Origin of the sequence: Yersinia alsatica, from assembly GCF_025133195.1 — a bacterium.
Lineage (GTDB): Bacteria > Pseudomonadota > Gammaproteobacteria > Enterobacterales > Enterobacteriaceae > Yersinia > Yersinia alsatica.
On record NZ_CP104006.1, the window covers coordinates 3,919,716 to 3,942,924 of the forward strand.

The window sequence follows — 23,209 nt, forward strand, 5'->3', positions numbered from 1 at the left end:
GTGACTCACGAAACGCCTATTTCAGCTATTCCAGTTTCCGGTCAGCCAGTATCAGGGACGCCACACAGCGGTGAAAAATTGGGGGCTGCCTATGTGGCCCGCCTGCGCGAGCAGTTTCCAGCGGCAATCCTTGATGAAGAGTGGCAAACAGATAATCAACTGACCATTACCATCAAGTTAAATAGCCTGCCCGATGTGGTTGAGCACCTTTATTATCAGCAAGGTGGCTGGCTATCGGTACTGTTCGGCAATGACGAGCGCAGTTTGAATGGCTATTTTGCTATTTACTATGTGCTGTCGATGGAAGGCCGTGAACAATACGGCATTGATACCGGCAAACACTATGGCGACAAATGTTGGGTGATAGTCAAAGCCCTCATCAGCCCGGAACGGCCTGAATTCCCATCGGTCACCCCCAGAGTCCCGGCCGCGGTTTGGGGCGAGCGCGAAGTGCGTGATATGTATGGTCTACAGCCTGTTGGCCTGCCGGATGAGCGCCGTTTAGTCCTACCTGACGATTGGCCGGATGATCTCTATCCACTGCGCAAAGACACGATGGATTATCGTCAACGCCCAACCCCCACCAGCGAGACTGAAACTTATCAGTTTGAAAATGAAGCGGGTAGCAGCAGCCGGGTGGTGCCTATCGGTCCCATGCATATTACTTCCGATGAACCGGGCCACTTCCGCTTGTTTGTCGATGGCGAAGATATTATCGATGCCGATTACCGCCTGTTTTACGTCCATCGCGGCATGGAGAAACTGGCGGAAACTCGCATGGGCTATAACGACGTCACTTTCCTTTCGGATCGTATTTGCGGCATTTGTGGTTTCACCCACAGTGTGGCCTACACCTCATCAATTGAAAATGCGTTAGGTATTATCGTGCCGCCACGGGCGCAGATGATCCGCACCATTTTGCTCGAAGTGGAGCGGCTGCACAGCCACCTGCTCAATATCGGTTTGTCCTGCCACTTTGTCGGTTTTGATACTGGGTTTATGCAGTTCTTCCGAGTGCGCGAAAAAGCCATGACCATTGCCGAGATGCTCACCGGCGCGCGTAAAACCTATGGCCTTAATCTGATTGGCGGAGTACGCCGCGATATCCTGAAAGCTGATCGCCTGAAAACACTGCAATTGGTGGCTGAGATGCGCGCGGATATCAGCGAGCTGGTGGACATGCTGATGAGCACCGCCAATATTGAGCAACGCACTGTCGGTGTTGGCCTGCTGGACCGCAAAGTGGCTCGCGATTTCAGCCCGGTCGGCCCCATGATCCGCGCCAGTGGTTATGCCCGCGATATGCGCCACGACCACCCTTATGCCAACTATGCCAATGTCCCTAAAGAGCTATTTAGTCTTGATGGCTGTGACGTGCACTCGCGCCTGCTGGTGCGAGTACGTGAATTCTTCGACTCATTAGTCATGATTGAATATGGTCTGAACCACATGCCCGGCGGGCCGCTGCTGGAAGAAAAAGTCCACTATCAGCCCTACAAGTTTGCCCTCGGATTCTCTGAAGCGCCGCGCGGCGAAGATGTCCACTGGAGCATGACCGGTGACAATCAAAAACTGTTCCGTTGGCGCTGCCGGGCAGCCACTTACGCCAATTGGCCGGTGCTGCGCTATATGCTGCGCGGCAATACCGTTTCCGACGCGCCATTGATTATCGGTAGCCTCGATCCCTGCTACTCCTGTACTGACCGCGTGACTTTAGTGGATGTGCGCAAGCAAAAATCCGTCACCGTGCCCTACAAAGAGATCGAGCGTTATGGCATTGAGCGCACCCATTCGCCGCTTAAATAGAGGGATGAAAAATGTTCAAACTGTTTAAAACCATCCTGAAAGTCGGCGATACCACGGTGAAATACCCGTTCAAGCCGCTCGAGGTTAGCTCAGGATTTCGCGGCAAACCCCAATATGATGCCGAGCAGTGCATTGCCTGCGGCGCCTGCACGATGGCGTGCCCCGCCAATGCACTGACCATGGAAACCGACCTCGCCAGTGGCACTCGCCAATGGCAGTTATTCCTCGGGCGCTGCATTTTTTGTGGCCGCTGTGAGGAAGTCTGCCCGACACGCGCCATTGTGTTGTCGCAAGAGTTTGAATTGGCGGTATTCAATAAAGCCGATTTATATCAGCGCGCCAGCTTTACCCTCGTCCATTGCCGACAGTGCCAAAAGCCCTTTGCGCCCAAGAAAGAGGTGGATTACGTCATGGCACTGCTGATTCACTCCGGGATGAGTGCTGAGGATATTGAACAGCAGCGGCCCCATTTTGAAACCTGCCCTGAGTGTAAACGTAAGCAGAACATTGTCGGCAATGACAACATTCTGCTTAAAAACAATATTCTGTTTAAAAATAATATCTTGCCTAAGAATAACATGTCTGTGAATAACCAGACACGTCGGGATGGGGAGAGCAACCTATGAGTCAGCCACATTCATTAAAACCGGCCTGGGGCCACCATGTCAGCCAACCGGTCGCCCTTGATCCTGCGGTGGCACAGTTAAAAGGCAAACTGCTGAAGGATATTAAGCGCTCAGCCTATGTTTATCGCGTGGACTGTGGTGGCTGCAACGGCTGTGAAATCGAGATTTTCGCTGCTATTACCCCGCTGTTCGACACCGAACGGTTTGGTATCAAGGTCGTGGCTTCACCGCGTCACGCCGATATTCTGCTGTTCACCGGTGCCGTGACTCGCGCTATGCGCACCCCGGCGCTGCGGGCCTATGAATCGGCACCGGACCCCAAAATTTGTGTCTCTTATGGCGCTTGTGGCTGCGGTGGCGGTATCTTCCACGACCTCTACTGTGTCTGGGGTGGCAGTGACACCATTGTGCCCATTGATGTTTATATTCCCGGCTGCCCGCCCACTCCCGCTGCCACTATTTATGGCTTTGCTGTCGCACTTGGCTTGTTGGAGCAAAAACTAAAAGGTGAGGATCATCAGGAGGCTGACGCTGAACGCGCGGCATTGATTCACCCTGATGCGCCGCTCAGCCTGCGGGTGTTATTAGAGCGCGAGGCTCGGCGGATGGCGGGGTATCGTCAGGGGCGAGAAATCACCGACAGCTTCTTGTCACTGCTGGTCAATCAGCCCTTGGCGGAGCTAGAGCTGCGCTGCAAGATTTACCTTAATAAGCAAGATGACCCACGGCTAAGTGAGATATTTGCCAGCCTGCAACAAATCACACTGACGCAACTGGCGGGAGGGCATATTAATGTCCGCTAAAGTTATTTTTTATGCCCTGAACCAGAAGTTCCTCGACAGTGATGATGATATGCCCGAGCAGGCGCAGCAAGTGATGTATTACTCATTGGCTATCGGTCACCATGTCGGCGTCATCGATTGCCTGAAAGCCATTATGGAGTGCCCGCTGGCAGAGTATCAACAGTGGTTCGGTCAGCTACCTGAAGGGGAAGCACGCCGCAAAATGGCTGGCTTGCTGAAATTTGGTGAAATCACCATCGACAGCACTCATACCCAATTACTGGCTCAGGCTTTTGCACCACTGGCACAAGACCCCGCCTCGTTGCACCAGCCATGGAGCCAACAACTGCTGCAAACCCTGTACGATATTGAGCAGGAACCGGCAATCTATCTCATGGTGAAACGTCGCCCATGACTATACACAACAGAGCGCTCAATTCAGGCGCAACCACTAACCTGGTATTAACGGTCGGTAACAGCATGATGGGCGATGACGGCGCTGGCCCGCTATTGGCCGAGCGCATGACCCAGCAACCATTAGCCGATTGGCAAGTAATTGATGGCGGCTCAGCCCCCGAGAATGTCGTCCATCGTATTCGCGCTTTACAGCCGACACGGCTGATTATTGTCGATGCTGCCGATATGGAGCTGCCCCCAGGGGAAATTCGTATTATTGACCCAGAGCGGATTGCTGAGATGTTCATCATGAGCACCCATAATTTGCCGCTCAATTTTCTGATCGATCAACTAAAGGAAGATATCCACGAGGTGCTATTCGTGGGGATCCAACCCACATTGGTGGCGTTCTATTTTCCCATGACCGATGTCGTCAAGCAGGCGGTGGAAACCTTGTATCAGCAACTGCCTCACTGGCAAGGTGACGGCGGTTTTCATCATCTTTAATTGAGTGACGGTGTGGCGTCGTCAAATTTGCCGACGTCACATCCACCGACAGTTACCCCCTTTATTTCCATTCTAATAAAATTCAAATAACTCATTATAAAACAATGATTTTAGCTCATTTTCATCGACTCCCGTCAACTTGGCATAAACCATGCAATAAACCATGAAATATGTAGGTGAATAAGTGAAGCCCGAATGCAGCCAACACCGCTGCAACTTGAAAGATGACGACAGATATACCCGAAAGATTTCAAGGTGCAGGAAGGCGGCAAATAAGTGAAGCCCGGTGAGCTGACTCCAGTCAGTGATTCGGGTGAGCGAATGCAGCCAACACCGCTGCAACTTGAAAGATGAAGGGTAAGGAGATTAAGCAATGAACCGGTTCATAATTGCAGACCCAAAAAAGTGCATTGGTTGCCGCACCTGTGAGGTGGCCTGCGTGCTGGCACATAACGGTGGCAGGCTGGATGCCATGACCAAAGCTAATTTTGCTCCACGGCTAAAAGTGGTCAAAGGGCCCAATGTCAGTACCGCCATTATGTGTCGTCACTGCGAAGATGCACCTTGCGCCAATGTTTGCCCGAACGGCGCGATCATTCGGGCATCTGACAGCATTCAGGTATTGCAGGAAAAATGCATTGGCTGCAAAACCTGCGTTGTTGCCTGCCCATATGGGGCCATGAATGTGGTGACCAAACAGGTCGAAGTAATGTTCAACGGCCTGTCGCAAGGATTTTGTCTGAAAGCTGAAGCCCAGAAATGCGATTTATGTGAGGGCCGCGCCGCTGGCCCGGCCTGCATTTCCGTGTGCCCAACTCAGGCACTCCACATGATTGGTCGCGACACCATGCAGGCCATGCTACGCAAGAAACAGATGCGGGCGGCGCTGGATGAAGCCAATGAGATGAGTTTCTAGTCGACACGGCTGCAACACCGAATAAATCCATAACGTTGCAGCAAGGTAGCAATTGAGCAAATCCCGCAGAACTGACCGCGGTCAGTCATTCGGGTGACGAGAGCAGCTAACCCGCTGCGGCTCCAGGAACGAAGGATAATTAACATGCACAAGGCACTCACTGTCTGTCCCTACTGCGGCTCCGGCTGCAAAATAAATTTGCTGGTTGAAAACGGCAAGGTTGTTGGTGCTGAAGGCGCGAATGGCGTCACTAATCAGGGCGAATTGTGTCTGAAAGGCTACTATGGCTGGGATTTCCTCAATGACACCAAATTGCTGACACCGCGCTTAAAACAGCCGATGATCCGTCGTCAAAAAGGCGGCAAACTGGAGGCGGTTTCATGGGATGAAGCTATCGAATTCGCCAGTAGCAAGCTGAGGGAAATTAAAGAAAAATATGGCCCGGAAGCGATTATGCACACTGGTTCTTCCCGTGGGCCGGGCAATGAAACTAACTATGTCATGCAAAAATTTGCCCGTGCAGTCACCGGCAGCAACAATATTGATTGCTGCGCTCGAGTGTGTCATGGCCCATCAGTGGCGGGCCTGCAAGTGACGCTGGGTAACGGCGCGATGAGCAACTCCATCTGCGAGATTGAAGACACCAAATGTATTTTAGTGTTTGGCTATAATGCCGCCGACTCCCACCCTATCGTGGCGCGGCGAATTCTCAAGGCAAAAGAGAAAGGCGCTAAAGTTATTGTTTGCGATCCTCGCCATATCGAAACCGCGCGTATTGCCGATCTTTGGTTGCCGATGAAAAATGGCTCGAATATGGCGCTGGTTAATGCTTTCGCTAACGTCCTCATCACCGAAGAGTTATACGACAAAGATTATGTTTCGCGCTATACCGAAGGGTTTGATGAATATCGCGCCATAGTCGCCAAATATACGCCGGAATATGTTGAAGGCATTACCGGCCTGCCAGCACAAACCATTCGTGAAGCAATGCGCATCTATGCCGCCGCACCTTCCGCCACTATTTTGTGGGGCATGGGGGTGACTCAATGGGGCCAAGGTGTCGATGTCGTTAAGGGATTATCCGGATTGGCCTTACTGACCGGCAACCTCGGGCGGCCCAATGTCGGTGTCGGCCCGGTTCGTGGGCAAAATAACGTGCAAGGTGCCTGCGATATGGGAGCATTGCCGAATATGTATCCCGGATATCAAGCCGTTACCGACCCAGCAACGCTAGAGAAATTTGCCAAAGCCTGGGGAGTGCCTTCTTTGTCCGGCAAAATTGGCTACTCACTGACCGATGTTCCGCACAAAGTGAAAGAAGGCAAAATCAAAGCCAACTATGTGATGGGCGAAGACCCACTGCAAACTGAACCGGATTTATCGATGATGCGCGAAGCATTCAGCGAGTTGGAACTGCTGATTGTGCAGGACATCTTTATGACCAAAACCGCCGCCGAAGCAGATGTGATTTTCCCTGCGACGTCGTGGGGCGAGCATGAGGGAGTTTACTCGGCCGCCGACCGCGGTTTCCAGCGCTTTGAGAAAGCGGTTGACCCACAAGGTGATGTCAAACCGGATTGGGAAATTATCAGCCTGATGGCGACGGCCCTCGGCTATCCGATGAAATATAATAATACCCAAGAAATTTGGGATGAACTGCGCGAATTATGCCCGCTGTATTATGGCGCAACCTACGAGAAAATGGCCGGTTTAGGCTATATTCCCTGGCCTTGTACCACCGAGGACAGCCCCGGCACGCCGTGGTTATATGCTGGTAATAAATTCGACCGTCCCGGCGGTAAAGGATTGTTATTTGCCAGTGAATGGCGGGCACCTATGGAACAGGTAGATGAGGAATATCCACTGGTGCTCTGTACTGTTCGCGAAGTCGGTCACTACTCTTGCCGCTCGATGACCGGTAACTGTTCGGCATTACAGACCTTGGCCGATGAGCCTGGTTATGTGCAAATCAGCCCACAAGATGCCAATAAAATGCATCTGGAAGATCAGCAATTGGTTTGGGTTGAATCGCGGCGCGGCAAAGTTATCACTCGAGTATCAGTCAGTGAACGCATCAATGTCGGTGCGGTGTATATGACTTACCAGTGGTGGATTGGCGCCTGTAATGAATTGACTCTGGATCATTTAGACCCGATATCCAAAACCCCGGAATACAAATATTGTGCCGTAAAACTGGAACCTATTACGGATCAGATCTGGGCAGAAAATTACGTGCAACAGGAGTATAGCCAGTTGAAGGCGCGGTTACGTAGAGAAGCTGAAGTCAATTGATAGATGAATAACGGCTGTATTTTGCCAGTCTGGGTGTATCCAGACTGGCAAAGCGGTGACAGCATCCAAGGTGAAATATTTATTTAACTCGCATTCCATTACTTTTCACATCAAGCTGTCTTCGTCTTCAATACTTTTTACTGATATTCCCAGGCGCTGCATGCGCGATAACAGAGTGGTGCGTTTCAACCCCAGTTTAATTGCCGCCCCTTTCGGGCCTGCAACCACGCCGTTGGTTTCACGTAATACCCGAATAATTCTCATCCGTTCTGATTCTGAAAATTCCGGCTCTTCGCTCTCTGGTAGCAGGGGTTTATGAAGCGGTTTTTCTGGTATCGGTTTGGCAACTTCTAGTGGTGATAAATGATATTCCAGTTCTTGTAACTGTAAATTCAATGTGGTTCCACGGCTGAGTATTACCGCTCGCTCAATCACATTTTCCAGTTCACGAATATTACCCGGCCAGGGTAAACGGCTGAGCAATCGCAAAGTTTCACCCGGAATGGTATCGATAGTGCGATTCATGCGTTTGGCTATTTTCTGAGTGAAGAATTTTACCAATAAGGGGATATCTTCAGGGCGCTCACGCAATGGCGGAATAACAATCGGAAACACATTGAGCCGATAATAGAGGTCACTGCGATATTCCCGATTCACCATCATCAATTTTAAATCACGGTTAGTGGCGGCAATGAGCCGAACATCAACCGGAATAATTTTACTGCCGCCCAAGCGCTCTATTTCTCGCTCTTGTAATACCCGCAGGAGTTTGGGTTGCAATTCAAGAGGAATATCCCCTACCTCATCAAGAAATAACGTGCCGCCATCGGCCATTTCAAACCGACCAATACGCTGTGAGGAAGCCCCGGTATAAGCGCCCTTTTCATGACCAAATAAGTCACTTTCCATTAAACCCGAGGGGATGGCCGCACAGTTCATTTTCACCATGCGTTTATTCTTACGGGTACTTAGATTATGAATGGCACGGGCAATTAACTCTTTACCGGTGCCAGTTTCACCAAGAATCAGCACAGTACAATCACTGGAAGCCACCATCTCAACCTGCTCCAGTACCGCTTTAATCCCCGCACTTTGCCCGATGATTTCACCAAACTCTTCATTATGAATAATTTGATCGGTCAGATAGAGATTTTCATTTACTAATGAATCTTTCAGGCGAGTTATTTCGTTGTAAGCCAGAGCATTATCGACCGCGATGGCAATGCGGGCAGCGATTTGCCGTAACAATTTAAGATTGCTGTCAGTGAAAATATCACTCTGGCACTGCGCCAGTTTTAATATTCCCAACATCTTATGACCGAAAAACAGCGGTAACAGGCAAACCACCTGTAAGCCGTCATCCAACATATTGGCCAGTTGTTTGTCATCCGGCGCCAAGAGTGAAATATCGTCCAAATTAGCCAGTAATAATTCCCGACTCTGTAATACCTGACCAGCTAATGTCCCGGTCATGTCTACCCATGCCTGCCGATGCTGCACCGCTTTACCGGTCTGATAACGGGTAGAAAAAACATTCAGCTTATTTTTGTCACTATGGGTGCCGCATATTGCCAGACTGATGTAATCAATATTGAAAAAGCGGTGTATTTCCTTAGAGACCTCCACCGCTAAGACATCCAGTTCCAGTTTTGAAATAACGGTGTTGGTGACATCCACTAATATTCGAAAATGATCACGTTCAAAACGTAGCTGTTCACGTTCAGAGAATGCGCGGTTTATTTCAATAATGTTATCAACTGCAATGGCCACAACCTCGGCCAGTAATCCCAAAAATGTCACGGCCTGTTCATCAAACTCACTGTCATCGGTTTTAATAAACTCAACACAACCCGACCAATGATTGTCATGACCTAAGGGAAAATGGCAACCTGAATGCAATTGCTGATAAGGCGCTAAATCACAAACAGCTAAAAACTCCCTTTGCATACGGTTAGGATCAGTTTGCAAAGGCGTCTGTTGCTGCCAAGCTACCCCGCCGGGGCCTTCGGCAAACAAGATATTTTGTGAACCCACCACCCTGTCTGTCACCTCATCATGAGTATAAAGTGACATTTGGTTATACAACGGGTTTAGCAGTAATAAATTAACACGCTGAAAACGGACCACAGAAAAAGAGAGTTTTCTGAGTTCATTGACTAAATCGGTTATATCCCGCAGCAATAATAATTTTTTAGATACTTGGAACAATGTATCTTGCCAAACTTGAGCCAATGTGGGGCGGGGTAGTTTTTTTGCGCTATCCATATATACCCAAAGTAATTAAGCCCAAAAAATGGATGATAGTTACTTTAAAGTATTGAAATGAACAAATATATATTAACCAGCAATAAGCTTGATCTGGATTAACAAACTATTTTACCAAAATTTACGTCTTCTTGCTGGCAGGTGAAATCACGTCTCATTCATACCAAAATCAAATAAAACATTAAGTTACACACAGTTACAGCTATTCGGTTTCAGCTTATCAAACACTCATCGGTGTATAACTAATTACATAGCGATATTCCTCCTCAATGAATGACATAAATACCTCATCACCCAAGGAATAGAGAAATAAACCATAAAGAATGTTGCCGAATGGGTGGTATGAAAAATGCATGAAATTATCGCTAGTAAAGTCATTATTTTAATTTTTGTCTTACCACATCCTTCAACATTAAAATAAGCAATAAGGAGTTATCAATGAGTATTGAAAATCCCTTTGATCTACGACTTCCGGTTGATATGGCAAAACTTGCAGAGCAAGTTGGTATATATAAAGCCACCAAAAACCCGGCAACAACCTTTTATTTAGCCATGACTGCCGGTGTTTTTATCTCAATTGCTTTTGTCTTCTACATTACAGCGACTACCGGTACTGCTGGCGTGGCATTTGGGCTAGCAAAGCTGGTCGGTGGGCTCTGTTTCTCCCTCGGCCTTATTTTGGTTATTATTTGTGGTGCTGATTTATTCACCTCTACGGTACTTATTGTGGTGGCAAAAGCCAGTGGCAAGATCAGTTGGCGGCAATTAATCTACAATTGGATTAACGTCTATTTCGGTAACTTGATTGGTGCGCTATTTTTTGTCGCCCTGATTTGGTTTGCCGGTCAGCACACCGTAGCCAATGGTTTATGGGGCCTCAATGTGTTGCAAACTGCCGACCACAAATTACATCATACTTTTATTGAAGCCGTATGTTTAGGTATCCTGGCTAATCTGATGGTCTGCCTGGCTGTGTGGATGAGCTACTCTGGACATACTCTGACTGACAAAATCGTGGTGATGTTATTGCCTATCGGCATGTTTGTTGCCAGCGGCTTTGAGCACAGTATCGCTAATATGTTTTTGATCCCATTGGCTATTGTGATTCGTGATTTTGCTTCACCTGAATTCTGGCAGGCAATTAATGCCACCCCCGACCAATTCGCCTCCCTCACGATGTCCAATTTCATCATCGATAATCTTATTCCGGTGACTATCGGTAATATCATTGGTGGCGGGCTATTGGTGGGGCTGACCTACTGGATTATCTATCTACGTAATCCAGCCCATTAAATCAAAACTGCTGTTTATATCGACAATTTTGACGAAATGACTTTAATCATAATGACAGTAATAATAGAAAAGCCAGCCGGGTTAATCCCTAACTGGCTTTTCTTGTTATCGATACTTTGACAGCCAATTAACCGCTATCAGAGTATCTGCTATCAACCGCCGATTATTTTTTCTTCGCGTATTTCAGTGAATCCAGTGCTACTGCAAAGATAATGATCGCGCCCTTGATAATATATTGCCAGTACGGGTTAACACCGATATAAGTCAGCCCGTAGTTAATAACGGTAAAGATGATTACCCCGGTAACAACACCGATAACCGTACCCACACCACCGCTGAATGACACCCCCCCCACCACGCAGGCAGCTATCGCATCTAACTCATACATAAAGCCGAGGTTATTCGTCGCACTACCGATACGGCCCGCTTCTAACATCCCACCGAATGCATAGAACACACCGGACAGGGCATAAATCATGATGAGGTTTAGTGGTACATTGACGCCAGAAACTTTTGCTGCTTCTGGGTTACCACCAATGGCGAAGATATTCTTACCAAAGCGAGTTTTGTTCCACAGTACCCATACAAAGCCGATAGCAATCAATGCATAGAAGGTAATGTAAGACAGTTTGAAATCACCAAATCGCAAGAAACCTTGAGCGAAAGTCGAGAAGGCGGGGTCAAAACCGGCAATCGGTGATGCGCCAACAAAGTCGTAATACAGGGAGTTGATCCCGTAAACGATAATCATCGTACCCAATGTGGTAATAAATGGCGTCACATTCAGGTAAGCAATGATAATGCCGTTAACCAGACCAATAACCGCACCAATCAAGCAGACGGTTAAGATAACAATCGGGATCGGCACGGTATGTAAATCAGGGAAAACTTTATTAACGTTATCCATGGCTTGCAACATAGTGGCGGCCACTACTGCCGCTAACCCCACCTGACGACCAGCGGACAGGTCAGTCCCTTGGGTAACAATCAGGCCCGCAACACCAAGTGCGATAATAATGCGCACCGAAGATTGGGTTAGAATATTACTTAAGTTCATCAGACTTAAAAATGTCGGGTCCTTGACAATAATTATTGCCAACAATACGAATAACACTACATAAATCCCGCTCTCTTTAAGGTAAGTGAGCATGCTTTTCTTATTTAACGCATTCATAATAAGAACCTTCGACTAGATTAGAGATGCAAGGATGCAAGACGTAATATTTCATTCTGCGAGGTGTGTTTGGTTTCAACAATTCCCGCAACCTGACCATTACTCATTACCAAAATTCTGTCAGTGATCCCTAATAGCTCGGGCATTTCAGAGGAAATAATAATAATTCCTTTGTCTTTCTTCGCTAGTTCAGTCATTAACTGATAGATTTCAAACTTAGCACCGACATCAATGCCTCGAGTCGGCTCATCCAACATTAATATTTCTGGCTGAGTCAGTAGCCAACGGCCAATAATAACTTTCTGCTGATTACCACCAGATAATGAACCAATACTGGTTCGGTGACCGGGAGTTTTTACCCGCATTGCATCGATAACCCATTGGGTATCACTTTTCATACGTGTATTATCTAGCAGCCCAAATTTGTTTTTATAGTTGCGGATATTAGATATCAGGGAATTAAAACCAACATCAAGATAAGCATAAATCCCGGTCGAACGGCGCTCTTCCGTCACCAGGGCAAAACCATGATTGATAGCTTCATTGGCGCTGTGGTTATTAATACTCTTACCATGCAATTTAATAGTGCCGGTAACTTTCTCACGAATACCAAATAAAGTTTCAACAATGTCGGTACGTTTGGCTCCCACCAATCCAGCAATGCCTAAAATCTCGCCTTTATGTAAATCAAAGGACACATCACGGATCGAAGGTTGACGCAGTGAGGTCAGATTTTTTACTTCCAGAATGACTTCACCAGGCTTGTTGAGGCGATCAGGGAAGCGCTGACTCAACGAGCGGCCTACCATCATTGAGATGATTTGATCCATCGTCAGCCCTGCCAGCGGCTGAGTGATAATCCACTGACCATCACGCAAAATAGTAATTTCGTCGCACAACTGAAATATCTCTTCCATCTTGTGGGAGATATAAACAATTCCGCAGCCACGTTCTTTCAATTTGCGAATAATCGTAAATAGATGATTAACTTCTTTCTCGGTTAACGAAGAAGTTGGCTCATCCATAATGACGATTTTGGCATTGTAGGAGAATGCTTTGGCAATCTCGATCATTTGCATTTGAGACACGGATAACGTGGCAACTTTATCGCGGGGGTCAATCTCAATGTCTAATTCATCGAAGATAGCTTTGGTGTCTTTGTACATCTTATCTTGATCGACAAAGAGACCTTTAGTTGGATAACGTCCTAACCACATGTTGTCCATTACAGTACGTTGCAATACTAGGTTCAATTCCTGATGCACCATAGAGACACCATGTTCTAATGCTTCTTTAGAACTTTTAAATTCTATTTCTTGCCCCTGAAAGATAATACTCCCGGAGTCTTTTTTATAGATACCAAACAGACATTTTAATAGCGTTGACTTACCTGCACCATTTTCTCCCATTAATGCATGGATAGAATTTGGCCGCACTTTAAGATTTACGTTATCTAACGCCTTTACGCCTGGAAATGATTTATTAATATTGCTCATTTCCAGCAACCACTCGCGGGGTTCTGCTGTATTAATATCGGCCATAGTTGTACCTGGCTAAGAACCGCGACTTAATCTGCTGAATACATATTCTACTCGCCGATCAGCGCACGCTCTAAAATAAGGATTAATGCAAAAAACCTTCGGCCCCGCCACTGGTAACCCAATATTGGGGCCAGAAGGTTAATAGTTAATTCTCTGCCCTTCGTGTTCGACGACGGGTATATCTCACAGATACTTGCTGTTACTTGGTAAATTCAGCCAGGTTATCTTTATCAACACCTACATACGGAATACGTACGATTTTGTTGTCGATTTTCCAGGTAGTGCCTTCAGCAGCAGGTTTGCCTGCAGCCAGGTTTTTAGCCAGATCGAAGGTCGCTTTTGCCTGGTTGTTCGCATCGTTCAGAACAGTACCGGCCATTTGACCTGATTTCACCATAGCTAAAGCTTCTGGTAAGGCATCAACACCAAAGACAGGGATACTGGTTTTGTTATGTGCTTTCAATGCTTCAACTGCGCCCATTGCCATCGCGTCGTTGTTAGCAATAACCACTTCAATCTTGTTTGCATTAGGGCCAGATAACCAAGCATCCATCTTATCTTTAGCCTGTGCGGTATCCCACATTGCGGTATCTAACTGCAATTGTTGTGTCGGGATGCCCTTTTCATTCAGAGTTTTAATAACATAGGTGGTACGTGCTTCAGCATCTGGATGGCCCGGTTCGCCTTTCAACAATACAAATTGGATTTTGCCGTCTTTATTCAGATCCCATGCTGGGTTGGCTTTCCAGTGTTTGGCAATCAACTCACCCTGAATCACACCGGATTCTTTAGAATCAGTCCCTACATAGTAAGCTTTGTCATAGCTATCCAGCGCTTTACGTGAAGGTTCTTTGTTATAGAAAACAATCGGAACATCGTTTGCGCGCGCTTTATCAATAACAACCGGCGCTGCTGCTGGGTCAACCAAGTTGATTGCCAGTGCTTTTACGCCTTTAGCCAGCAACACGTCGATTTGATCGTTTTGCTTGGATTGGTCATTCTGCGAGTCATTCATCAGTAAGGTAACGTCAGGAGATGCTTTAGCATCTTTCTCGATAGCTTTACGGACCACGGACATAAAGTTGTCATCGTATTTATAAATAGTGACACCAATACGGGTATCAGCTTGAGCCGCCGCGCCGAACATCATGCTGGCAACCAGAGTCGCTAATGTGAAAACCTTCTTATTCATTTATATCTCCGGGTTTATGTAGGGTAGTACAGGGTGATAACACCATCGCCTTAACGTGAGAAAAACCCATCGTTCAAAGCAGCTGACACTGAATATCTATCGTCCTTGAGCGCACTCCACTCCGAAAAGCTGCCTGAGTCGTCAAAAACCATGTCACTTACAAACTCGTCGTTTGCGGAACTCGTGTTTGTAAATCGCTATTCTAAAACCCGTTACCTGGTATTTTTTTATCCGGTAACCGATGACATATTGATACATTCAGGTAGAAAACAACTAGAGCATAGACGGCTCGTTGTTAAGAATCTGTGAATTTTCTCACAGATTGAAAACGGTTACACAAGAATAAATACCTAACTAGTGAGCGACACCACAAATTGCGACGGAATGCCGAGGCACCAAGGTCGGTTTAAAACAGTAAGCGGCATGGGGGTCTGGTGCATGGCTGGCCCCCTCAAGCGCTAGCTCTGTGGCTAAAGTTGCCATAGAAACAATAGGATAACGCACTGTAGTCAGTTTGGGGCTGGTATAGCGGGCAATGGGGATATCATCGAAGCCCACCAGCGAAAACTGCTCAGGGACGCTGATACCGTTTTCTTTCAAGACGGCCAGTGCGCCTGCCGCCATTGAATCGTTGTAAGCAAACACCGCACTGAGCTGCAAATTGCGCCCCAGTAAGTCAATCATTGCCCGCTCCCCTCCCGCTAAATCAGGAGTGCCATAGGCGCGCCAACTATCAGGCCCAGTGATACCGGCCCCCTCAAGCGCATTCAGGTAGCCGGTCTGGCGCTGAAGAACATCGTCAATGGGGTGATTGGAGCCGAGAAAACCAATGCGCTGATGGCCTTGTTTGAGCAACAAGCGACACGCCATGTGCGCACCGCTAACATTGTCTAATCCTACACAGCGATGTTCAAATCCAGGAATAATCCTATTAATCAGAACCATACCGGGAACCTGCTGCAAAAAAGCGATTAACTCACCATCACTCAATGCCTTAGCATGAACAACCAGTGCGTTACAGCGCTGACGCAGTAGCACCTCAATCGCATGACGTTCTTTATCAGCCTGATGGTAGCTATTACCAATCAACACATACTTTTGATGCCGTTGTGCCACGGTGTCTACCGCTTTCACCAGTGCACCAAAAAAGGGATCGGAGACATCCATGACAACCACACCAACAGTGTCACTGCTCTGAGTGGCGAGCGCTTGCGCATTTGCATTCGGGCGGTAACCCAGTTCAGATACCGCTTTCAGTACCGCAGCACGGGTTTCTGGCCGGATAGAGGCACTATTATTGAGGACTCTGGATACCGTAGCCAGCGAAACACCGGCCCGTGAGGCCACATCGCGAATGGTAATATTGTTTGCAGCTGAATGCAGAGTGGCCATGACCTTATCCCGTGAATCTTATTTTATAAATAAGTCACCATGCATAGGTTGCAACAACCCAGCATGGCAGGTGGCCTATCCTACCCAGTTTGTTGAAATTACCACGTGAAATACGTCACAAGAAAGAAAACGTTTACATACAAATTTGCAACCGCCTCATCATTTTGACTTTGTGGACGTATTTAAAGCTTAGTGTTGCGAGGTTGTAACGATTGACCACAGGCATAAGCGGTCAATTTTCGCCAAAGCCATTCAACTGGCCCTTGAGTAAAATAGTGCAACCATAACAAGGAGAAAAGGATGTTACATAGCCAAACCAGTGGGACGACGGCCAATAATTGCAAGCGATCGAGTTGTTGGTATAAACCGAAGTGATAGAACAGCAGTGTGCATAACAGTGTCTGCAATAAGTAGTTGCTCAGAGCCATCCGGCCAACCTGTGCTAACCAGTGGCTAACTCGCCAAGCCGATAATGTCGGCCAGAAGCCATATAGCAGAGCCAGATACCCTACAGCCTGCAATGGGGCTCCTAGCTCACGAGGGACTTGTAGTAAAAAGCCGGTCCAGCGGTAGTCCCAACCCACTGCCCATTGCATCGCCACACCGGGTATTTGGATAATTAATGAAAGCGGTATCAAGCATGCAGCAAGAAGCCGGTAGTGACGCAAGCTGAATTGGCCGCGTAACCAGCCGCAACGCATTAATCCAGCGCCAAATAGCATGGAGCCTGCCAGTTCCCAACCATATTGCGCGCCAATAGCAATCAAATTGGATGACAACAGATCCAGACGATTTTTCCAGGCTTCCATCCCACCTTGTAACTTCCAGAATTGCTCATATTGCAGGTCCGCCGGCCCCGGCTGCCAGAAACGCCCCGGTTCCCCACCGGTAATAAACCCCAACAGTAGCAATACTGCGACCCCCAGCAAATACATCACCGCCCCCGTGCGCAATAGACTGGTGGCATCTTTAGCATCACGAATCATTCGCCAGCACACTAAGCCAATCAAACCATAGGCCAAGAGGATATCGCCATCCCAGAAGAAGATACCGTGAATTAATCCCAACAATAACAATAGAGAAAGCCGCGCCCGTATCCAGCCCTTGCCGCGCTTAAGCAGAAGCTCAAGGCCTGCACCAAATAAAATGGCGAAAATAGACAGAAATTTGGCTTGTGCCACGATATCAAGAATGGCCCATGTCCAAGCATCAGATACCGAGGGAAGGCCGAGATAAGCAGGATTAAGGTAAGCGGCCTTTGGCAGACCGAAGGCACTAATATTAAGCAGAAGAATGCCAAGAATGGCCAGACCTCGCGCACTGTCTAGCGTTGCGATGCGTTGACGCATACCCGACATCCTGTATTGGGGCACCCATTGATGCCCGCTCTGGCAAAAGGCTAATTAGCCGTTGTGGCGTACCGCACGCAGGAATTCCTGGCGGGTATTCTGGCTGGATTTGAATAATCCGCCTAATGATGTGGTGGTGGTTGCACTGGTGGCATCACGAATACCACGCGCTTTCACGCAATAATGTACTGCATCAATGGAAACTGCGACATTATTAGTCCCCAATAAGGTCTGCAACGCCAGCAAAATTTGCTGAGTCAGTCGCTCTTGGACTTGTGGACGCTGGGCAAAAAATTGCACGATACGGTTGATTTTGGATAAACCAATCACGCTATCTTTCGGAATATAAGCCACGGTCGCTTTACCATCGATGGTCACAAAATGATGTTCGCAGGTGCTGGTCAGGGTGATATCCCGCACCGTTACCATTTCATCGACCTTCATTTTATTTTCGATCAGGGTAATTTTGGGGAAATTTTCGTAATCCAGTCCGGAGAAAATCTCATCAACATACATCTTGGCAATACGTCTCGGCGTATCAGCCAGACTATCGTCAGATAAATCAAGATTCAATAATTGCATGACTTGCGTCATATGTTCCTGAATCCGAGTTTTGCGCGTTTCGGCATCTAATTCTTGTTTGCGCAGTGGGGTTTCAAGCCCACGGGCCAGCAGTGCTTCATGAACCAGCTCAGCTTCTTTACTCAGCGATGACATTCTTTTCTCCAACAGGCGTACGTATCTGAGCGGGATAAACATGATGCAGATCACGTTCAGATTTTGCTCCCCACTTTAGTTGAGAGCAAAATGATTATCCAGTGATTGTTATTCATTTGCGGTTGTTCTTTATATCATGATGAAAGAGCTGCATCTCTGCCAGCTCCTTATCAACATTTACCCCGTGACGGCTTCTTGAGCGCGAGCGGGGGTTTTAATTACCAAGCCGCCCGCGATAATCAGCGCGACCACCGCCACATATAGCGCAGGCTCCAGCCGGTGAGTCAATGCCGTTGATAACGCAGATAATATTGGGCCAACCAACTGCCCAACAGCATAGCCGGTAGTCAGTAAACCGGCCATATAACGCGTGTGCTCTGGGGCCAGTTCGCGACCATGTTGTAAAGAAAGTTGAACAACACAGAGGAACCCGCCACCGGTCAGTAATGCACCCAACGCCAACCCACCTACCCCCGGCACCAGTTCGGCACACAAGACACCCAATGCCTGAATCCATAACGTCAATGCCAGCCGTGTTTGCGATGTCAGGCAATGACGAGTCAAAATACCGATAGTGATACCTATCACTGCGGCCCCACCGAAAACAGGCCAGACAAACTGGGCAAAGAGGCTGTCAGGGAAACGGGCGGTAGCCATTTGCGATAAAAATGTCGCCGGTAGGATATAGCCAAACCCAGCCAGACTGTAGCTCCATACCAAACGCTTCAGTGCAGGTGTTAGCGTCAGCGGAACCGCAGCGATATGTGGGCGATGCAGCTCCCCACTGCGCGGCAGATTAATACTGATGGCCGCAATGATAATCAGTGCCAATACGCCATAGACCAGCCAGGCTTCTGCGGCAGATAAACCATAACTATGGATAGCCACAGCCAACATACCGCTGATGAATATTCCCGCCCCCGGCCCGGCAAAAACTGCCGCACTCAAGGCTGGGCGACCAAAATGCGCCAGCCGTTCATTTGTCCAGGCGGCAATCAGCACCATCGACCAACCGCTGGCCCAACCAATAGCAAAACGCACTATTCCATGCCACCACGCCCCATCGACGACCGCAGATAGCAAGGTTAAAGTTACCGCGCCCCACAATCCTAGCCATAAGCGGCGCTCGACATGGCGACTGGCACGCATGGCATCAAAGGCACCAAACAGATATCCCAAATAGTTAAAGGCCGCAACTAGCCCAGCACCGGTCAGGGTGAATTGATGCTCTGTTATCATCAGCGGCACTTGTGGAGTGAAGGCAAAACGCCCAATCCCCATCGCCACCACCAGAGCCAGAAAACCACTTAATGCAATTCTTAATGCCATCTGCCCTGCCCGCCTGTTGCTCTGTCAGTCTGTTAAAAGAAAGTTGCCAATATCATGCCTGAGCATTAGAATCACAAAAAATGAATAATACTCATTAAGTTCATCACAAAAAGAGAATACTTATGGACCTGACCCAGCTGCGCATGTTTTGTTGCGTAGCAGAAACCGGTTCCGTTGCCCGAGCAGCGGAGCAAATGCACCGCGTCCCTTCAAATTTGACGACACGCCTACGCCAGCTTGAAATCGAGCTGGGAGCCGACCTGTTTATTCGTGAAAAACAGCGCCTGCGCCTGTCACCGATGGGCCATAATTTTCTCTGCTATGCCAACCGAATTTTGGCACTGAGCGACGAGGCAATGCGCATTACTCATGCCGGTGAACCGGCGGGTAACTTCCCGCTTGGCTCGATGGAAAGCACAGCCGCCACCCGTCTACCGGGCTTGTTGGCGGCTTATCATCAGCGCTACCCCAAGGTTTCTTTATCACTCATTACCGGCACATCGGGTGAAATCATTGAGCAAGTTCGCGCGGGTACCTTGGCAACCGCATTGGTTGATGGCCCGGTGCAGCATGATGAGCTCCACGGCTGCCGCTCTTTCGACGAACAATTAGTGATTATTTCCTGTCTGGATCATCCGCTCATTACGCAAGCCCGAGATGCTGTGGATGAAACGCTATTTGCCTTTCGTCCTAGTTGCTCATACCGCTTGCGGCTAGAAAGCTGGTTCCGCCAAGCTGGCGTATTGCCTGGGCATATCATGGAAATCCAGTCCTACCATGCCATGTTAGCCTGTGTCGCCAGCGGGGCCGGATTAGCGCTGATCCCGCACTCGGTACTGGCCCTGTTACCGGGGCATGAGCGGGTGCAAGTCCATCAATTACCGCCCGATATTGCTGATACCGCCACTTGGTTGATTTGGCGTAAAGATGCTTTTAGCCCCAATGTCCGCGCACTTAAAGAGCTGATCATTGAGCACATTGAAACAGCGTGATTAGGCGAGCAGAACCCCAATTTACGGTCATAATTCATACAATACCGATTGACACTCATCGTAAACAGTTGAGTGCAACATATATGATACATAAAGAATATATTTATATAACACTCATCACGCAGAAGCTATAGGAGCAACACCATGGAGATGATTAAAACCCGCGCCGCAGTCGCATGGGGGCCAAACCAGCCATTATCTGTTGAAGAAGTGGATTTGATGCCACCACAAAAAGGCGAAGTGCTCGTACGGATTGTCGCCAGTGGGGTATGCCACACTGACGCCTACACCTTATCTGGCAAAGATCCCGAAGGGGTATTCCCGGCGATCCTTGGCCATGAAGGTGGCGGGATTGTTGAAGCGATTGGTGAAGGTGTGACCAGCGTTGCTGTGGGTGACCACGTCATTCCACTGTACACGCCTGAATGCGGTGAATGTAAATTCTGTCGCTCAGGTAAAACTAACTTGTGTCAGGCGATCCGCAGCACGCAAGGTAAAGGTTTGATGCCCGATGGCACCACGCGTTTTTCTAAAAATGGTCAACCTATCTTCCACTATATGGGGACCTCAACATTCTCTGAATTGACTGTTGTGCCAGAAATATCACTGGCAAAAATCAATAAAGAAGCACCATTAGAAGAAGTTTGCTTGTTGGGCTGCGGTGTCACCACCGGCATGGGCGCAGTTATCAATACTGCCAAAGTCAAACCGGGCGATACCGTCGCTATCTTCGGCTTGGGTGGCATTGGTCTGTCTGCGGTCATTGGGGCGCAAATGGCAGGTGCCAGCCGCATCATTGGGATCGACTTGAATACCAGCAAATTCGAGCTGGCCCGCAAACTGGGGGCAACTGACCTGATCAATCCGCAAGATTATGATAAACCTATCCAAGAGGTGATTGTCGAGCTGACTGATGGCGGCGTAGATTTCTCATTTGAATGTATTGGCAACGTCAATGTTATGCGTTCAGCTTTAGAGTGCTGCCATAAAGGCTGGGGCGAATCCGTGATCATCGGTGTCGCCGGTGCAGGTGAAGAGATCTCAACCCGCCCATTCCAGTTAGTTACTGGCCGGGTCTGGCGCGGTTCGGCATTTGGTGGGGTGAAAGGCCGCTCAGAGTTGCCAGGCATTGTGCAGCAATATCTGGATGGTAAATTCGCCCTGAATGACTTTATTACCCATACCATGGGTCTGGATCAAATCAATGAAGCCTTTGATTTGATGCATGAAGGCAAATCCATCCGTACCGTGATTCATTTCGATCAATCTTCACAAGATAAATAAGGCAAGGAGGCAGACAACGCATGAATACGTCACTTGAACTTCTCGAAGAGCACCGGATGTTTGGTGGATGGCAACAACGCTATCGCCATGCTGCCAGCAGCCTGAATTGCAATATGACCTTCAGCATCTATCTGCCGCCGCCACGGGATGATAATCCACCTCCGGTGCTTTACTGGTTGTCGGGTTTAACCTGCAACGATGAAAATTTTACATTGAAAGCAGGTGCACAGCGGGTTGCGGCTGAACTAGGGCTGGTATTGGTCATGCCAGATACCAGCCCACGTGGTGATGACGTCCCCAATGATGACGGTTATGATTTGGGTCAGGGTGCCGGTTTTTATCTGAATGCGACACAAGCCCCCTGGTCTGAACATTTCCACATGTATGATTACATCAGTCAGGAGCTGCCCGCATTGATCCGCCAGCATTTTAGCGTCAGTGCGCGGCAATCTATCTGTGGTCACTCAATGGGTGGTCACGGCGCACTGATGTTGGCACTGCGAAACCCGCAGCAGTATAAGTCTGCTTCTGCTTTTGCGCCGATCGTCAACCCATGTCAGGTGCCTTGGGGCCGCAAAGCCTTTGCGGCGTATTTGGGCGCTGATGAGAGCCAATGGCTGCAATATGATAGCTGTCATCTACTGACTCATGCGCAAACCCAACTGCCGATGTTAGTTGATCAAGGTGATGGTGATCAGTTCCTGGCCGACCAGCTACAACCAGCAAAACTGGCTGAGTTAGCACGTCAGCGTGACTGGCCTCTGACGCTGCGTATTCAACCAGGTTATGACCACAGCTATTTCACCATAGCGACCTTTATTGAAGATCATTTGCGCTTCCACGCAGAGTATTTGCATCCATAACTGATGTAACTAACTCAATGATCTACAGTAAATATTACAAGCCCCTGTTGGGGCTTTTTTATTTGATCAAAAATATATAATGACTTCCGTTACGAATATATCTAATAAAGAATAAAACAATAATGAAACTAATTAATGGCGATAAAAATCTCAGACACAAAAAACATTGATAAACTCTAAAAAAAGAATTACAAATAAATGGCTCAACACTTACCGCTGTTCTGTCACATCTAAAGGGAATTATTTAAATGGAGAATTATATATATACTTCACATCAACCAGAGAAGAAAACAAGTAATACAAATTTGATAGCACTGAGAACTAAACTGGAATCATTAGAGGAATCCTTTAAAAATAGCGGGCTGTCTATAGATGCCCAAGAAATTGAAAATCTAAAAAATAGTGAGTCTGAAAATAAAATAACCGCTTGGAACTGGTCAAAAAGCTTTACACAACAATAAGCTAGCCAATGAAATCATTTAATGTAAATCGA

General features: G+C 48.0%; 20 protein-coding genes. 12 read left to right on the forward strand and 8 right to left on the reverse strand.

What is annotated here, in order from left to right; translation table 11 throughout:
• From N0H69_RS17530 to fdhF, 7 genes are all read left to right on the forward strand, one after another.
• A complete protein-coding gene (locus N0H69_RS17530; protein ID WP_072077582.1) occupies positions 1-1,806 on the forward strand; it encodes a hydrogenase large subunit in 1,806 nt (601 codons plus the stop codon).
• A gap of 11 nt (positions 1,807-1,817) precedes the next feature.
• Positions 1,818-2,432: a hydrogenase 4 subunit H gene (gene hyfH / locus N0H69_RS17535; RefSeq protein ID WP_050151647.1), complete on the forward strand. Its 615-nt coding sequence runs from the start codon at positions 1,818-1,820 to the stop codon at positions 2,430-2,432.
• A complete protein-coding gene (locus N0H69_RS17540; protein WP_050107538.1) occupies positions 2,429-3,235 on the forward strand; it encodes an NADH-quinone oxidoreductase subunit B family protein in 807 nt (268 codons plus the stop codon). Before hyfH ends, N0H69_RS17540 begins: the two co-directional genes overlap by 4 nt.
• Positions 3,225-3,629 carry a formate hydrogenlyase maturation HycH family protein gene (locus N0H69_RS17545; RefSeq protein WP_050107539.1) on the forward strand — a complete coding sequence of 135 codons (405 nt, stop codon included), beginning with the start codon at positions 3,225-3,227 and terminating at the stop codon, positions 3,627-3,629. The genes N0H69_RS17540 and N0H69_RS17545 overlap by 11 nt, the downstream gene beginning before the upstream one ends.
• A gap of 65 nt (positions 3,630-3,694) precedes the next feature.
• Entirely contained in the window at positions 3,695-4,117 is a 423-nt protein-coding gene (gene hycI, locus N0H69_RS17550; RefSeq protein ID WP_172665447.1) for a hydrogenase maturation peptidase HycI, read from the forward strand.
• 373 nt (positions 4,118-4,490) lie between these two features.
• Positions 4,491-5,033: a 4Fe-4S binding protein gene (locus tag N0H69_RS17555; protein ID WP_050151646.1), complete on the forward strand. Its 543-nt coding sequence runs from the start codon at positions 4,491-4,493 to the stop codon at positions 5,031-5,033.
• A gap of 144 nt (positions 5,034-5,177) precedes the next feature.
• Positions 5,178-7,325, forward strand: coding sequence for a formate dehydrogenase subunit alpha (fdhF, locus tag N0H69_RS17560; RefSeq protein ID WP_050151645.1), 2,148 nt, complete (start codon positions 5,178-5,180; stop codon positions 7,323-7,325).
• A gap of 105 nt (positions 7,326-7,430) precedes the next feature.
• Here the strand turns inward: fdhF and flhA are convergent, their stop codons facing one another.
• Entirely contained in the window at positions 7,431-9,590 is a 2,160-nt protein-coding gene (gene flhA, locus N0H69_RS17565; RefSeq protein WP_050145103.1) for a formate hydrogenlyase transcriptional activator FlhA, read from the reverse strand.
• 438 nt (positions 9,591-10,028) lie between these two features.
• Here flhA and focA point away from each other — a divergent pair, with 438 nt between their 5' ends.
• A complete protein-coding gene (gene focA, locus N0H69_RS17570; protein WP_050151644.1) occupies positions 10,029-10,883 on the forward strand; it encodes a formate transporter FocA in 855 nt (284 codons plus the stop codon).
• A gap of 163 nt (positions 10,884-11,046) precedes the next feature.
• Here the strand turns inward: focA and mglC are convergent, their stop codons facing one another.
• The 7 genes from mglC to N0H69_RS17605 form a co-directional block, all read right to left on the reverse strand.
• Positions 11,047-12,057 (reverse strand): galactose/methyl galactoside ABC transporter permease MglC, encoded by a 1,011-nt coding sequence (mglC, locus tag N0H69_RS17575; protein ID WP_050107551.1) that lies wholly within the window; start codon positions 12,055-12,057, stop codon positions 11,047-11,049.
• A 20-nt stretch (positions 12,058-12,077) separates the two neighbouring features.
• Entirely contained in the window at positions 12,078-13,598 is a 1,521-nt protein-coding gene (mglA, locus tag N0H69_RS17580; protein ID WP_050107553.1) for a galactose/methyl galactoside ABC transporter ATP-binding protein MglA, read from the reverse strand.
• 199 nt (positions 13,599-13,797) lie between these two features.
• Positions 13,798-14,790 (reverse strand): galactose/glucose ABC transporter substrate-binding protein MglB, encoded by a 993-nt coding sequence (mglB, locus tag N0H69_RS17585; RefSeq protein ID WP_050107555.1) that lies wholly within the window; start codon positions 14,788-14,790, stop codon positions 13,798-13,800.
• 354 nt (positions 14,791-15,144) lie between these two features.
• On the reverse strand, positions 15,145-16,182 hold the full coding sequence (galS, locus tag N0H69_RS17590; RefSeq protein ID WP_050136045.1) for an HTH-type transcriptional regulator GalS: 1,038 nt from the start codon (positions 16,180-16,182) through the stop codon (positions 15,145-15,147).
• A 182-nt stretch (positions 16,183-16,364) separates the two neighbouring features.
• The gene (gene yeiB / locus N0H69_RS17595) at positions 16,365-17,531 is read right to left on the reverse strand and encodes a DUF418 domain-containing protein YeiB (RefSeq protein WP_050107560.1); all 1,167 of its coding nucleotides are present in this window, start codon (positions 17,529-17,531) and stop codon (positions 16,365-16,367) included.
• Positions 17,532-17,585: 54 nt separating this feature from the next.
• Positions 17,586-18,248, reverse strand: a complete 663-nt coding sequence (gene folE, locus N0H69_RS17600; protein ID WP_004709152.1) for a GTP cyclohydrolase I FolE — start codon at positions 18,246-18,248, stop codon at positions 17,586-17,588.
• 177 nt (positions 18,249-18,425) lie between these two features.
• The gene (locus N0H69_RS17605; protein ID WP_050151643.1) at positions 18,426-19,577 is read right to left on the reverse strand and encodes a YbfB/YjiJ family MFS transporter; all 1,152 of its coding nucleotides are present in this window, start codon (positions 19,575-19,577) and stop codon (positions 18,426-18,428) included.
• Between the two features lie 122 nt (positions 19,578-19,699).
• Between N0H69_RS17605 and ptrR the strand changes: the two genes are divergently transcribed.
• From ptrR to darA, 4 genes are all read left to right on the forward strand, one after another.
• Positions 19,700-20,569 (forward strand): putrescine utilization regulator PtrR, encoded by an 870-nt coding sequence (ptrR, locus tag N0H69_RS17610; RefSeq protein WP_050151642.1) that lies wholly within the window; start codon positions 19,700-19,702, stop codon positions 20,567-20,569.
• 144 nt (positions 20,570-20,713) lie between these two features.
• Positions 20,714-21,853 carry an S-(hydroxymethyl)glutathione dehydrogenase/class III alcohol dehydrogenase gene (locus tag N0H69_RS17615; protein WP_050107571.1) on the forward strand — a complete coding sequence of 380 codons (1,140 nt, stop codon included), beginning with the start codon at positions 20,714-20,716 and terminating at the stop codon, positions 21,851-21,853.
• A 20-nt stretch (positions 21,854-21,873) separates the two neighbouring features.
• Positions 21,874-22,716, forward strand: a complete 843-nt coding sequence (gene fghA, locus N0H69_RS17620; protein WP_050107572.1) for an S-formylglutathione hydrolase — start codon at positions 21,874-21,876, stop codon at positions 22,714-22,716.
• 260 nt (positions 22,717-22,976) lie between these two features.
• On the forward strand, positions 22,977-23,177 hold the full coding sequence (darA, locus tag N0H69_RS17625) for a darobactin family peptide antibiotic (RefSeq protein ID WP_050122324.1): 201 nt from the start codon (positions 22,977-22,979) through the stop codon (positions 23,175-23,177).
• The last annotated feature ends 32 nt before the right edge of the window (positions 23,178-23,209 follow it).